Below are 15192 nucleotides of genomic sequence, written 5' to 3'. Positions count from 1 at the left end.
TTATTTATGGGTTTAGATGGTTTCCAGAACCAGTCCAGCTGCTTCCACCATTTCCCGGCGGTAAACATTGCGGGTATCCACGATAAAGGGTCGTTCCCCGATCAACTTGCTGCGGAAAAGGTCATAGTTGTGGAAATCAATGCCTTCCTGCCTGGCCAGAACCACAATGCCCTGAGCTCCTTCCAGCGCTTCCGCCATACTTTCTTTCTTAAATTCATAGCGGGTTGGTACTGCAGGATCGAAGGCTTGTACAGTAATTCCTTCCCTTTGTAGCAGTTCCACAATGCGGATGGCCGGACTGATGCGGTCATCATTGGAATAATCCTTCATGGCCAGACCGAACACCGCCACTACCGGTGGCAACTCCGGAGTCATATTGCGTTTAATCATGGTTACCACCCGTTCCGGTACCTGCTCATTGATTTCCCGGGCAATGCGGGTCAGACTCAGGTTTACCCCCAGTTCCTCTGCCTTGGGCGCCAGATAGTGGAAGGCATTGGGGATACAGTACCCCCCTACGCCCGGACCTGGCAGAAGCAGATTGACCCGGGTATGGGTGTTGGCTGCTTTGATTACCTCAAAGATATCGATTCCCAGGGCTTTGGTGAACTGGGCGAACTCATTGACCATCGCGATATTAACATCCCGGGAAACATTCTCCATTACCTTGGCAGTTTCCACCACTTCCATGCTGGAACAGGGGATAAGATCAGCTTTGGTTACAATGGAGAGCAACTTGGCGGCCCGGTCGCGGCTGGCTCTGTCCACCCCGGAAACCAGGGTCGGCATGTTTTCAAACTCTTCAAAGGCTCTGCCTTCAGCAATCCGTTCCGAGGAATAGGCCAGATAGAAATCCTCATCGGCTTTCAGGCCGGAAAGCTCTTCCAGAATGGGCTTGATGACATTGCGGGTAGTTCCAGGTACCACAGTACTGCGAATCAAGACCAGATCATTGGGTTTCAGGCCTCGGGCGATGGTTTTGCTTACTGCTTCTATATGACTGTAATCCGCCCGCCCATCTTTAACGGGAATGCCTACAGTAACAATGAAATTGTCACTGTTAGTCAGGGCCTCACTGGCATCAGTTGTGGGAATGAAGCGACCAGCTGCCAGCTGATCCTTGAGGATTTTCTGAATAGGAGTGCTATGATAAGCCTCCAGGTGATGGGTTATGCCTGCTTTTAGCTCAGCTACCAGCTCCTCATTGACATCCACACCATAGACTTTGCAGCCCCGCATGGCAAAACTGAGGGCCAGGGGCAGCCCTACAAAGCCCAGACCTAAGACTGTTACTTTTACCGGTTCTGTCATGTTTACTGCCTCCTTAAAATAATCTCCAGCATTTGTTTAACCCGGCTCTCCCAGGAGTTTTCCCGGGCCCTGGCCAGCCGCCTGGCCTTCTGCTCCTCATTGTCGCTGCCTAAAATCTCCTCTACTGCGGCTACCGTCTCTGCCGGGGTTGAAGCGATTTTGACAACATCGGCAAAATTTCGTACCTGGGGCATATCCACTGAAACAATAGGCTTGCCTGAAGCCAGGTACTCATAAAACTTGAGGGGACTGACGTTGCGGGTCAAGTCATTGATTTTGAAGGTATTGAGACAAACATCAAACCCCTTCAGATAAGCAGGTAACTCCTTTTGCTCCCGCCGCCCCAGCAAGTAAACATTGGGTAGAGCTTGCAGGGCACTGACATCAATCCCAGCCCCTACCGGTCCCACCAGCACCACAGACCAATTCGGACGCAGACGGGCTACTTCCGCCAGCAAATCCAGGTCCACCCAGTCCTGAATTACCCCTACAAATCCCAGCCGGGGAGGCGGAATTTGCTCCAGGTCCGGCGGCACCCGGGTAGCCTGGTCCTGGGCCTTGCCAAACAGCTCCAGATTGGCTGCATTGGGAATGAAATATGTACGCGGATTCCAGCCTTTTTTATCTTCATACAGGCCAAGGGCAGTAACAAATACCACATCACAGCGGCGGCAGAGTTCGGCTTCCATGGATCGTACCACCTGTTTATCAATCAGCCCGGTATATTCGGAATGTTCATCCACACAATCGTAAATCAGTTTGCTGTGTTCCAGGCGGTCAACTATATCCACACTGCCTGGCAGGTACATCCATAACCAGGGCTGCTTGAGGCCCAGTTTCCTGATCTGCCGCCGGATAAAGAGGCTCTGCCACCACTGGTTAATTTTATTGATCCAGCGATATTTATTACCAAAAGGCAATACCGGTGGCGGAGAATAAAGCCAGATATTCTCCCGCCAGGGACGATTGCCTTTCAGCCACAACGTCCATTTGAACCAGAGGGTTTTATCCTTAAAGGCTGACAACAGGGTAATGGGAGGTTCTACATAAAGTACCCGGTAGTTCTGGGGCAACCGGGACATCACCTGTTGTTTACGGGTCCAAATCGGGTCCCAGTCAATGGAAGAGAGGCAAACCACTGCCCGGGCCGTTTCCTTGTTCATCGGTCTTTTTCCCCTTTCCTGAAACGAGCCAGCAGCTCAAAATATACTTTTTGCGTATCTGCTACCATTCTGTCTAAACTGAACTTCTCCCTGGCCCGCAGATAGGCCGCCTCCGTCAATTCCCGTCCCAGCTGAGGCCGCTCCCAGAGCCAGACAATTCTTTCCGCCAGCTCCACCGGATCACCGGGGGGAACCAGCAGTCCACTGATACCATGTTCTACCAGTTCCGGCAAACCGCCCACCTGGGAAGCAATTACCGGCACCTTACGGATCATCGCTTCCAGAGCGACCAGCGGACATCCTTCTGATAAACTAGGTATGATTAGCATGTCCAGTGCCGGCATAATTTTTTCCGCTGCATCGGACCGGAAGCCAAGAAAATGCACGCATCCCGTCAGGCCCAGTTCTGATGTCAGATTTTGCAATTCCTGACGCTGTTGCCCTTCTCCCACCAGCAGCAGGGTAAATTCCCGTCCCTGAGCAACCAGGCGAGCCGCTGCCTGTAACATCACCGCCTGGCCCTTGACGGGATGTAATCTTCCGATCACCCCTAATAACGGCCGCTGTGGCTCCAACCCCAGTTCTTGCCGTAGCAGCCCTTTGTCCAGCGGGGAAGTCGGCTCCGCAGGTATCGGGATACCATTATAAATCAGGCTAATCTTTTCAGCGTTCACGCCTTTGCGCTGCAAATCCCTGGCCAGCAGCTGGGAAACGGCAATAAACCTGTCTACCAGGCGCCAGGTGGATTTTTCGGTCCAGCTGTTGACCAGACGATCCAGCAAACCAGGATAATCATATTCCAGCACACTGTGAACAGTGGTTACAGACACCGGCACCCCTGCCCGGAGTCCAGCCAGCCTCCCTACCAGGTTAGCCCGTACCCCATGGGTATGTAATATCTGGATATCCTTTTCCTTAATCAGCTGATAAATACTTTTTATCACATGAATATCCAGTTTATGGCGCATATCCAGGGCATAGGCCTCTATTCCCAGCTCCCGGGCCCGCTGGTACAGGGGGCGGGGAGCCAAACAGCAAAGGGTAGGAGCAAATTTTTCTTGATCCAGAGCGGCCAGAAGGGAAAGAACGTGATTTTCCGCTCCCCCGATTTCCCCGCCCCCGATAATGTGCAGGACGCGAATTTTCGTCAATTTGACCAACTCCCGCAAAATCTGTCAGTCTCACCTCTGTCTATTGTAGCTGATTTGACTGCCTTTTACAACATCAGTATAATGGAGAACAGAAATATGGAAGTGAGGAAGAAGGTATGTGGCAACAAATGCTCGCCAACAGCTGGTTCTATCGCATCTTCATCAATAGCCGCTTTTATCGCTGGGTAACTGAACCGGTGGATTCCTGGCCAGCCTGGCCGCAAAGCCGTCTGTACCTGGTTTACCGTCAGCTCCTGACTTTACTTGAAGTACTGGCCCAAAAGCTGCAAAACTTCCTGCAATCTTCTGGTGCCTATCAGTACCTGGTGCGGCTGAATCTTACTGGCCTGCTTTTGCTTTTAGTAGCCCTCTATCCTATCATCGATTATATCCTGCGAACCATCGGCCTTCTGGCCGGTCTCTGGGATGAATTGCTGTTTGTCCTTATTGTAGGTCTGGGCTTTGTCTATCTGTTAGCCACCCAGGGCTGGCGGCAGCTTAAGGCCACACCAGTTGCCAAATATATTATTCTGTTCTGGTGGGGCATGTTACTCCTCTTTTTCCTGCGCTCCCCCGATACCAGAATCGGCCTGGATGGTCTCAGGGCTGTAGTGGAATATTCCCTCTGGTTTTTTGTGGCCGTCAATTTCCTGCGGGACAGGGTCCAAATCCGGACCTGGCTGTTTGTGGCCCTGCTGGGGGCATTCCTGGTGGCAGCTTATGGTCTCTATCAAAAGGCCGCCGGGGTTTCCATCCCGGCCAAGTGGGTAGACCAGGCAGAACGCTCTATATCATTTCGGGCTTTTTCCATTATCGGCAGTCCCAACGTACTTGGTTCTTATCTGATGCTGTTTATTCCCATTAACCTGGCCTTTGCCCTTTCCGCCCGGCGCTGGTCGGAGTACATACTGTACTGGGGCATCCTGGCTGCCCAGCTCTTATGTCTGGTCTATACCTATTCCCGCGGCGCCTGGCTGGCTTTCCTGCTGGCCATGCTGGTCTTCGGCTTCTGCTACAATCGCCGGCTGCTGGTGGCCATTCTGGCCCTGTCTCTGCTGGTACCAGTCCTGGCCCCATCGGTTGGTGCCCGCATTAGTTATATGCTCAGCCCCCAGTATATCGAAAGCAGCCAGAAAGGCGGGCGCCTGATCCGCTGGACCACAGCCCTGGAAAAGGTGGAGAAACGGCCAGCTATCGGCCTGGGTCTGGGCCGGTTTGGCGGTGCCGTGGCGGCTCAAAATGATATCCCGGGTACTTTTTATGTCGATAACTACTATATCAAGACTCTGGCGGAAACAGGCCTGATCGGTTTGGCACTATTGCTGTTTGTTTACTTCAATGCCTGGCGGTATGCCATCGGTTCCTACCGGCGCATCCGCGCCCCCGGTGATCGCCTGCTGGCTGCTGGCCTGGTAGCAGGATTGACGGGAGTACTGGCCCACAATGGGGTGGAGAATATTTTTGAAGTGCCAATGATGAATACTTATTTCTGGTTCCTGTTAGGGATGTTATGGCAGTTAAGGGAAAACCCCGGCTCTCAATAGCCGGGGTTTAATGTTTGTCTGGGCCAGAGATAGACGCGGCCACTGGTTACCTGTAAAAGGTCACTGTCAATCAAGATCATGCCATTATAGGGTCTCCCGTCAGGCCAGCGCACCGCCACCATCGTCCCCTGTTCGGCCCGGAAAACAGTAACCAGCAATTCCCCTTCTGGTTTTGATGTAGCGGTTCCGCTCTCCAGTTCAGCCTGCAGGCTATACCGGGATTCGGTCAACTGGTAGTTGGCCAGCGTAGCAGAAGTATAGGCTACTACCTCCCAGGTGCCAGCCTGGGGATTCTGCACCTCTTTGCCGACTTCCAGGCGGTTCTGGCCATCGGGATTAACTCCGGCAAAAGCCGTCAGGTCAGGATCCACTTCCCGTCCCTGGGGGTCAAACAGGTGCAGCCTGGTTCTTCCCTGTCCACCTTCTACTTGCAGTCTGATCCGCAGTTTGCTGCTGCCTTCCTCTACCCTCAGAAAATATCTTTTACTCTGCCCAGCCTGAGCATTATCCTCTTTTTGCCATCGTTTGATCGTGCCATCTGTCTGCCATTTTTCCGGAGAAATATATGTGGTTAGCAAATCCACCGCCGGTTCAGGGTTAGGCCCGGCATAACCCTGCAAATGATAGGTATATAGCCCTGGTTCAGCTGGCAGGTTAAAGTGCAAGGGTAGTGTTCGGCTTGTCAGCGACGGTAGCAAAAGGTAGTTCTGGCTCATGATGGTTCCGGAAATATTTGATTCAAAGCGCATTTGCCAGTTTTGACTGTCTATATTGGTTATTTTCAAGTCAAGCACAAGAGGCCGAAACTCCCTGCCATAAAGTCCTGCTAGTGATTCAAAATCATAACCATTAATGCTCACCAGCATTGGCGGCGGTGTCTGCAGCTGTTTCAAGACCAGCCAGGATTTGACCAGATTAACCTTGCCCGCTCCCTGCTCTACTTCCGAATAACCATTGATGGGCACAGCCCCCCTGATCAGTGCCCGTCGTATCAGGTCAGGTGTGGCGGGCAATCCTTTAGCTTTGGCTCCCTGACGTAAAACTGCAATAGCTCCTGCTACATGGGGAGCAGCCATGCTGGTTCCTTCAGATAGTTCATAACCACCACCCGGTATAGTAGAAACCGCACTGCCAGGAGCCACTACTGTCGGCAAAGCCAGGCCATCCTTGCGGGGTCCGCGGGAACTGAAAAACCAGAGGGTATCGCTATTAACCTTGTAACCGTAATCCTGTAACCACATAGCCGGGGAAATATAGGCCCCTACGCTGATCACTCCGGCTGTGTCTGCCGGCATGGTGATAGTGGATAAACCCGGCCCATTATTGCCGGCAGCTACTACAAAAATAATACCATACTGATCGGACAGGTTTTTCAAAAGGCGGTTAATGAAACTCCGGCCATTTTCACTCTGGATTCCGATAGACAGGTTTACAATCTTGGCACCCAGCCGAGCAGCCAGATTAATGGCCTGAGCCAGCTTACTGGTATCAGAACGACCGCGGGAATCCACGGCTTTAATCACCAGCAAGCGAGCTCCCGGAGCCACACCGTTAACCTGACCACTGGCTGCAGCAATCCCGGCGACATGGGTCCCATGGCCGGAGCCGTCAAAACCCAGCCGCAAACTGGAGCCATCACTGGCCAGCTCAGCCAGGACAACCCCCCGTTTCTTTTCCCCCTGGCCCAGTTTAAGTACTGAGCGGTTAGAGGCAAAAACCTTTAAAGGAGTTTCATCCCGAAAATCCCCATTATGATTGGTATCAATCCAGACAGTATCATAAATTCCCTTTTTATTGCTATCTGCAACCAGTACCGGCCAGCGGTCATCACCGGTACCGTTAAAATCCAGGTCAATTCCGTTTTCCTGCCACCAGCCTCCCCGCCAGAGCCCGCTTTTGCTCCAGGCGGAATTTACACCCAGTGTCTGTCCATCCAGGATTAAATTGCCTTGATCAGCAGGCAATTCTTTTAAATTAACCAGCCCATCCTCAGTTACATCCCGCCAATCCACTATTTTGGGCCAGCCCTGGATATTAGCCTGCAAATCAGGATGGGCCGCATCCACACCGGTATCGATAATGGCAATGGTTTCGCCCAATCCAGTCGCCCCGCCTGTCAGGTTGAGCAGCTCATCTACACCCATTTCCCGCCTGGTAATATTGAGGCTGACCGCCGGGTCCGGCGCTGCCTGGCTGGGTTCCTGCTGTCCATTGAAGAGGCGATACTGGTCATTGTCACGGGTTAAGGCGCTACTGGAACTATTATTCCTCTGAACTGCTACTTCAGCGCTTACCCCCTGCAACGGGCCAGCCAGCAGAACCCGCCCTTGCTGGTCTAGCACTAGTCCCCCATACCAGCCGCTATACAGGGCACCACCGGGCAGTAATGCTTCAGGCGCCAAGCGCAAAGTTACTTCTTTATTACCCGCTTTCAAGGTAACACTTTCCCCTGGGTAATAAGCTGTTACAGTGCCTACCAGGTCATAAAGTCCGCCTGTGTCAGCCAGAAAACGGTAGACAACCGACGCAGCTTCAGCTCTCGTTAACTTGTTGTGGGGGCGAAATGTGCCATCAGGATAACCCTGGAGCCATCCCTTGCTCACTCCGTTAGCTACAACCCCCAGGGCCTCCTCCGGTATTTTCCCCAGGTCACGGAAACTAAGATTCCACCAGGGCACGTCCTGGTCAGAAGGCTGCAAACGGGAGAGGATATAGGCCAGCTCCAGTCGAGTGACAGGCTGGTCAGGGCGAAAGGTACCATCAGGATAACCCTTGACCCAGCCCTGTTCCTGGGCCAGGAGAATATAGCCATTGGCCCAGTGTTTCGGACTCAGATCACGAAATACTCCCCAGACGTTCTGCAGGCTCTGAACTTCCTTCCCACGACCATTTATTTCAATCAGAATTTTGGCTAGCTCTGCTCTGGTCAAAAATCTGTCTGGTTCAAAATAACCGCGGTAACCTTCGACCAGATTGAGGGCTGCCAGATGCTGAATTTGCCCTTTCGCCCAGCTATAACTAATATCCCGAAAAACCGCAGCCTGAGCAGAAACAGGCAAAAAAAGCCCTAATAGCCAGACTGCCAGGCAAAGATATGCCCGGCCCCTGACTTTTTTCTCTATCCTTTTCAACCTTTTCAGTCCTCCCCTTGCCACCAGGGTAACTATATCTACATAATATTGTTATTGTTCGACTAATTGTTGGTTTTTCCTGCTAAACCCTGAATAATTACGGAAAAAATATCATTAACCAGTCTGTCTTCGGCTGTGCCAGCCATAATTGCCCCGAACAGCGAATGGAAAGTACCCAGGATAACTAGCGCTACCGCATGGGGATTTAGTTCTGTTTTGAATTCTCCATTCTCCTGGCCTTCCCTCACCAGCCGGGTAATCAATTCTATCTTTTGTCTCTGATTTCTGAGAATCCATTGCCTGAATTCCTGGTTAAAATTCAGATGGCCAAAATCCAGACTTAACCTGGTTAAGTCCTGAGCTTCCCAGGCAAACTGAAAATGTAATTCCAGCAGACGCTGGATTTTGCCCGTTGCCGTTGTTTCTGCCGCTATAGCGTCTTCCAGCCGGGAAAGGTGCTTACATATGTTTTGCCGAAACATTTCCTGAAACAGCTCAGCTTTACTGCTAAAATATTCATAAACTGTACCTTTGCCCACTCCAGCTGCGGCCGCTATCTCCTCCATTTTAGCTTCATGGAAGCCGCGGCGGCTGAAGACTTCCATCGCCGCCGCCAGAATTTGTTCCCGCTTGCCGCTGGTTTCCATTAAAATCCTGCCCCCCCGGTTCCGGTGGCAGCTGTAGTCTGGGCATCAGAGCCAGCTAGCACAAACAGCCGGGAAGTGAACTGGGCCCGTGCCAGATTGTAATCGAAAATAGCTTCCGCATACTGCGCTTCCACCTGCTCCAGGCTGACCCGGGCATCCAGCAGCTCAGCATTGGTTGCCATCCCCTTCTGATAGCGCAGGGTAGTGATGCGCAGTCCCTCCCGGGCCCTATTTATACTGGCTTTTAAGACATTAATCCTCTCCTCGGCAGATTTCAGGGTATAATAGGCCTGTTTTACCGCCAGCCGCACTTCTACTTCCGTTTTTTCTTTTTTCTCTTCTGCCTCTGCTTTGGCCGTCTGAGCTTCCCGGTTGGTAAAGACATTGGAAGTATAATATTTATCTGCCAGCTGAGCCTTCAATGCTGCCAGACTGGCCGTTTCATTGGCACTGTAAATATCCAGGGATTCAGCCACCGTATCTTTGATGGTTTTTTCCACATCCAGGTCATTGCTGGGAACATAATTGAGCACAGTGGTCAATTGCAGGGGAGTGTCCAGGTCCAGTCCCAGCTGCTTATTCAACTTCATGCGAGCGATCTGAAACTTATTTTCATAGGCTATATATTCCGCTTTGGCGGATGCGGCCAGGGTTTCGGCATTCTGGACATCCAGTTTGGAGAAAACCCCGGCTTTCTGGTTGGCATAAGCCAACCGCACCATTTCCTGAGCTTTATCCAGGCTGCGTTTCTTGACATCCCGCATCATCTGGGCTTTTAAAGCCTCATAATAAAGCTGCTGGGTTTCCAGGCGTACCTTTTTTTCCTTGAGGGCTTTGGCCTTCTCCGCCATAGTTAGCGCATACCGGGCCTGACGGGGATAATAATACATGACCAGGTCGTTATCAAAACTGTCATTCCACTGTCCGATCGAGCTCAATTTGTCTTTAGCATCTTCCATCTGCTCTTTGCCGTTTTCCGCTTTGTCCACAGCAATCTGTGCCTTATCTATTGCTATTTGCGCCAGTTTCAAATCCGAACTGTGTTTTAAAGCCTGATCAATAGCCTGATCCAGGGAGAGCTTCACCACTTTAGGATTAGCAGTTTGTGCTCCTACCCCATCAGATAAAGTTAAAGTGGTGAGCAAAATAACCAGGAAAAGTGCTACGGTTTTAATTCTTGCTTTCATGGTAATTCCCCCCTATTTTTGATTTTTTAAAGCGCCAGTTGCGCACATCATCAAACAGGGTATAGACCACCGGCACAAACACCAGCGTCAGAATTGTGGAGGTGGTCAATCCCCCTACTACTACCGTAGCCAGCGGAGCTTCCGCCTCTGCTCCTTCGCCAATTCCCAGGGCCAGAGGAACCATCCCCAGCACAGTAGTGAGGGTAGTCATCAGAATCGGGCGCAACCTGGTATGACCGGCTTCCAGAATGGCCGTCCAGCGGTCTTTGCCCCGTTCCCGCAGGATATTGATGTAATCCACCAGCACGATGGCATTGGAAACCACAATCCCCACCAGCATGATCACTCCGATAAAGGCATTGACACTAAAGGCTCTGCCTGTCAAGGCCAACCCTGCTACCACCCCGATAAAGGTAGTAGGCAAGGAGAACATGATGATAAAAGGATAGAGGAAGGATTCAAACTGAGCTGCCATGACCAGATAGACCAGAATTATCGCCAATACCAGCGCCTGCGCCAGGCTGGCAAAGGATCGCATCATCTCCTTGTTCTGCCCGCCATATTCCAGGGTATAATCGGGTGGCAAGCGCAGGTCGGCCAGAGCCTTTTGGATGTCTTTGGTAACGCTGCCCAGGTCCCGGCCCACATTTTCCGCTGAAACCGTTACCATACGGGCATTTTCCTCCCGTTTGACAGAGGTCGGGCCCATGGTAACCGAAAGGTCTGCCACCTGACCCAATGCCACCACCCCGCCCCCAGGCAGGGATAAAGGCAACGCTGCCAGGCGCCCCAGACTTTCGGCATAGCTGTCTTCCAGAGCCAATCGCACATCTATTTCATCTTTGCCAGTACGGAACCGGGTGGCAGTTTCCCCGGCCAGAGCCTGGTGTACTGCACTGGCTACCTGAGTAGCCGTCAGGCCATACTGAGCCGCCACTTCCCGCTTGAGATAAATCTGCAGTTCCGGCCGACTGGCTTCCAGGTTGCTTTCCACTTCCCGGGTTCCGGGCACCTGTTTCACCCTTTTCACTACTTCATCCGCAAGGCGAGCCAGCTCTTCCAGGTCCTGCCCCTTGATATTGATCTGAATGGGCGCCCCGGTAGGTCCGCCCTGGCTGGCATCTGACATTTTGACGGAAATTTGAGCACCCGGTACAGCTCCGATTCGCCGGCGTAAGTCTTCCACTATTTCGTCAGTACTGCGCTGCCGTTCAGAACGAGCGCCTACCTTGATGCGAATCTGGGCATTTTCCGATTGCCCGCTGAGATTGACCATCCCCCCGCGTCCGGAAGGCCCGACGGAAGTGAAAATAACCTTTGTCTCGGGCAGTTCCCTGGCCTTTTGCTCACAATACTCGGCTACAGCTGCGGTTTTTTCCAGCACCGTCCCTTTGGCCAGCTTGATATCTACAGCAATTTCTCCAGTGTCGGTTTTGGGCATAAACTCCATGCCGATTACCGGCACCAGCGCTCCGCTGGCTACCAGCAATCCGATTACCAGTATTACCACTGTTTTGCGGTGGCCCAGACTCCAGGCCAGCAGGTCCCGGTAACGGTCATCCAGCTTGTTGAGACCGCGACCAAACCAGCTAAGCAGCCGGTCCCACCAGAACAGATGGTGCTTTTTCTCCTCTTCCAGTCGTAAAAACCTGGAGGATAACATCGGTACCAGCATCAGAGATACCAGCAAGGAGCAGAGCAGGGAGAAAGAAACAGTTAAAGCCATCTGCCGAAACAATTCCGCAGCAATTCCTTCCACAAAAATCATGGGCAGAAATACGGCAATTGCCGTCAGAGTAGCAGCGATAACAGCATTGCTCACCTCGGCTGCGCCCTGGCGGGCTGCTTCAATGAGACTCAAGCCCCGCTCCCGGTGCCGGTAGATGTTTTCCAGCACCACGATGGAATCATCCACCATCCGCCCTATCCCCAGGGCCAGGCCCCCGAGCGACATCATATTAAGGGTAATGCCTTTCAAATAGAGCAAGACAAAGGTAGAAACCACTGAAATAGGAATGGCCAGGCCGACAATGATGGTACTGCGCCAGTTGCGTAAAAACAGCAACAGCACGATGATGGAGAGAACAGCGCCCTCCAGGGAATGCTGTTTGATCTGATTGATGGAGTCCCGAATAAATTTGGAGTTATCCACCGCTATGCTGATCTGGACTCCGTCCGCTTTTAGTTCTTTTTGTAACTGCTCCAGTTCCGCATTGACCCGGTCTGCTACCTGCACAATATTGGTCCCGGTCTGTTTCAGAATGTGAATCCCAATACTGGGCTTCCCGTTGATACGGGTATACTGACGCACTTTTTTATTACTATCCTTGACCAGAGCCAGATCCTTCAAGGCAATCGTGCCACCCTGGGGCAGAGGAATCGGCAGATTGGCCAGCTGATCAATACTCCTGAATTCTCCCAGAGTACGGACAAACAGGATTTTGCCGCCATCAGTCAGCTCCCCGCTGGCCAGACTCAGGTTTTCCTGACGCAAAATGCCGGCAATCTGGGTACTGCTGAGCCCATACTGCTGTAACTTGTTGCTATCCAGCTGCACCAGAATCTCCCTGGTATAACCCCCGGTGGTAACTACCGAGGCTACCCCCTCCAGTCGTTCCAGGCGAGGCTGGATTTTATCCTCCACGATTTGCTGCAAATCCGCCAGGTCTTTACCTCCGGTCACCCCCAGCTGCAAAATGGGGATCTGGGTTGGGTCCATTTTCAGCACCATGGGGGTATCGGCGTCCCCGGGCAGCACAGGTTTGATCCGGTCCAATTTTTCCCGCATCTGGATGGTGGCTTCACTCATATCAGTGCCCCACTTGAACCAGACCAGCACCAGGGATGAGCCCGGCTGGCTTTCCGAGGTAATATGATCGATATTGTTGACTGTACCCATAGCCTGTTCCACCGGGCGTGTAATCAGGTTCTCAATCTCCTGGGGTCCCACCCCTTCGTAATTAACCACAACCGCAGCAACCGGGAAATTCAGATCAGGATAAAGGTCCAGCCCCAAACGGGTAACCGAAACCAGGCCCATTATGATAATAAAAATGAATACTACGGCAGTTAAAACCGGACGCCGGATGGAAAGGTCGGAGATCCTCATTGTTTCTGGCCTCCTGCCTTGATCTGTACCTCAGTACCATCAGCCAGCAGGTTCTGGCCAGCGATAACCACCTTTTGGCCAGCCTTGATTCCAGAAAGCACCTCCACCTTCTCGGCATCACTCAAACCGGTTTCTATCTTGACTTCGTCCACCTTGTTACCGGTCACAACATAAACATATCTGGCCCCCAGCTTTTCCACTATGGCTGCTTTGGGTATGAGCAAGGCCTTATCCTTCTCCTGGGCTGCCAATGTCACTTCCGCTACCATGCCGCCTTTGACCGACTCATCGGCGTTCTTGATCTCAATCCGGGTTAAATAGGATTTGCTGCGCGGGTCAGCAGCCGGACTGATGGACTGGATGACCCCCTGATAGGTACGGCCAGTGGCTGTGATTTTTATCTCCACTGTCTGTCCGGGCCGGGCGTAATTGATCTGGTTTTCCATCAGGCCTACTTCTACCAGCATGGTACTGTCATCCACGATGGTCAGGACCGGCACTCCCGGTGATGCCATTTCCCCCGGGTCGATATTGCGGGCTGTTACCACCCCATTAATGGGTGAAGTCAGGGTAAAGTTGGCCAATTGCACCCGTTGAGCCTGAAGCTGGGCCTGGGCCTGCTGGATCTGGGCAGCAGAACTGCCGCCCCCGGCAGGGCTGTAGGCCGCCTGGGCCCGATCCAGGTTGGCCCTGGCTGTATCCAGCTGCTGCTGGGAAGCTCCCCCCTGATCATAGAGATATTTGATCCGGTTATAGTTGTTCAGGGCGTCCTGGTAGTTGACTTCGGCCTGCTTTTGCAAAGACTGTTGCAGACGCACTGCCGCTTCAGTGGCGGCAATCTGGGCTTTGAGGTCACTGGCATCCAGCTCTACTACCACCTGGCCAGCTTTTACCCTCTGGCCAATATCCACCGCTACCCGGCTGACTTTGCCGCCCACTTTGGGCACCAGGGCTATCTCCTGTTTGGGCACTACCTTACCGGCAATAATAATGGTCTGGGAAATGGGCCCTTCGGTTGCGGTTACCACCTCAACCGGTACAGCCTCACTGGCAGTGGCTGTTTCTTTGGCTTTACTTCCACATCCTGCTGCTCCTACCAGCAGTGTGAGTCCTAGCAAGAGCGCTAAACCAGTTCTGAACATGCTCTGATCCCTCCCTGCATTTATCCCTTCCGACCGACCAGTCGGTCTCTGGTTTCCAGTATATACTACTCCGACCTCTGGGTCAATAGGGAGAAAAAAATCCCCCTGGGATCAGGGGGCTGTTTTGTGATAAGGTTCCAGACTACTGGCCATTCCGGTGAGAGCACCTTCTACTCTGGCGAGCTTGATATTCACGCGGTCCATTTCCGCCCGTTGAAACCGGTGTCCTTCGTAAATGGTCCCAAGCCAGGTATGGCTTTCTTCGATTTTGTGTTTCATGCTAACCAGAGCCTCCAAATCTGGTTTTAATGCTACCAGTCCCTGGATATCCGACTGCAAGGCAACCAGTTCTTTAATTTGAGGCTTGAGCTTGATGAATTCCTGGATATCTGGCTTTAGCTTGATAAATTCTTGAATTTCTGGTTTTAGTTTGATGAATTCCTGAATCTCTGGCTTAAGCTTGATGAATTCCTGAATCTCTGGCTTAAGCTTGATAAATTCCTGAATCTCCGGTTTTAGGGCAATCAGTTCCTTGATTTCTGGCTTAAGTTTGATAAATTCCTCAATCTCTGGTTTAAGTTTGATAAAGTCTTCGATTTGCGGTTTTAAGGCAATCAGTTCCTCGATTTGCGGTTTAAGAGCAACAAATTCTGCCATCTGTGCCTTAAGCAGATTAACTTCCTGTCTCAGTTCAGCAAATTCTTTTTCCAGTTTTTCGATTCTGGCATCCATTCCGGCAAGCATGACAATGACCTGGCGCATCATTTCTTCCAGTCTGTCCAGCTTGTCCACCATCCTCCCCCCTTC

The 15192-nt window shown here is 52.1% G+C and carries 10 protein-coding genes; 1 reads left to right on the top strand and 9 read right to left on the bottom strand.

Going from position 1 to position 15192, the window contains the following annotated elements:
* Positions 1 to 12: 12 nt before the first annotated feature.
* Genes JDF658_RS05225 through JDF658_RS05215 form a run of 3 tightly spaced genes read right to left on the bottom strand, consistent with a single transcriptional unit; the run spans position 13 to position 3625 of the window.
* On the bottom strand, positions 13 to 1311 hold the full coding sequence (locus JDF658_RS05225) for a nucleotide sugar dehydrogenase (protein WP_079906713.1): 1299 nt from the start codon (positions 1309 to 1311) through the stop codon (positions 13 to 15).
* Between the two features lie 2 nt (positions 1312 to 1313).
* Positions 1314 to 2474, bottom strand: coding sequence for a glycosyltransferase (locus JDF658_RS05220; RefSeq protein ID WP_078665183.1), 1161 nt, complete (start codon positions 2472 to 2474; stop codon positions 1314 to 1316).
* Positions 2471 to 3625, bottom strand: coding sequence for a glycosyltransferase family 4 protein (locus JDF658_RS05215; protein WP_143311953.1), 1155 nt, complete (start codon positions 3623 to 3625; stop codon positions 2471 to 2473). Before JDF658_RS05215 ends, JDF658_RS05220 begins: the two co-directional genes overlap by 4 nt.
* A 116-nt stretch (positions 3626 to 3741) precedes the next feature.
* On the opposite strand from JDF658_RS05215, the gene JDF658_RS05210 reads away from it, so the two are divergent.
* Positions 3742 to 5169, top strand: a complete 1428-nt coding sequence (locus JDF658_RS05210) for an O-antigen ligase (protein ID WP_079906711.1) — start codon at positions 3742 to 3744, stop codon at positions 5167 to 5169.
* On the opposite strand, the gene JDF658_RS05205 is transcribed toward JDF658_RS05210, so the two are convergent.
* From JDF658_RS05205 to JDF658_RS05180, 6 genes are all read right to left on the bottom strand, one after another.
* Entirely contained in the window at positions 5163 to 8300 is a 3138-nt protein-coding gene (locus JDF658_RS05205; protein ID WP_143311952.1) for a S8 family serine peptidase, read from the bottom strand. The two genes, JDF658_RS05210 and JDF658_RS05205, sit on opposite strands and share 7 nt — an antisense overlap.
* A 62-nt stretch (positions 8301 to 8362) precedes the next feature.
* On the bottom strand, positions 8363 to 8947 hold the full coding sequence (locus JDF658_RS14405; RefSeq protein WP_079906709.1) for a TetR/AcrR family transcriptional regulator: 585 nt from the start codon (positions 8945 to 8947) through the stop codon (positions 8363 to 8365).
* Complete coding sequence (locus JDF658_RS05195; RefSeq protein ID WP_079906708.1) at positions 8947 to 10134, bottom strand: TolC family protein; 1188 nt, start codon at positions 10132 to 10134, stop codon at positions 8947 to 8949. The genes JDF658_RS14405 and JDF658_RS05195 overlap by 1 nt, the downstream gene beginning before the upstream one ends.
* Positions 10118 to 13243 (bottom strand): efflux RND transporter permease subunit, encoded by a 3126-nt coding sequence (locus JDF658_RS05190; RefSeq protein ID WP_079906706.1) that lies wholly within the window; start codon positions 13241 to 13243, stop codon positions 10118 to 10120. Before JDF658_RS05190 ends, JDF658_RS05195 begins: the two co-directional genes overlap by 17 nt.
* A complete protein-coding gene (locus JDF658_RS05185; RefSeq protein WP_079906705.1) occupies positions 13240 to 14385 on the bottom strand; it encodes an efflux RND transporter periplasmic adaptor subunit in 1146 nt (381 codons plus the stop codon). Before JDF658_RS05185 ends, JDF658_RS05190 begins: the two co-directional genes overlap by 4 nt.
* A gap of 111 nt (positions 14386 to 14496) precedes the next feature.
* Positions 14497 to 15177, bottom strand: a complete 681-nt coding sequence (locus JDF658_RS05180) for a hypothetical protein (protein ID WP_079906704.1) — start codon at positions 15175 to 15177, stop codon at positions 14497 to 14499.
* Between the last annotated feature and the right edge of the window lie 15 nt (positions 15178 to 15192).

It is taken from the genome of Carboxydocella sp. JDF658 (assembly GCF_002049395.1).
Taxonomy (GTDB): Bacteria; Bacillota.
Note: the sequence above shows the minus strand (reverse complement) of the source record. Positions and strands in the feature narration are given on the sequence as shown.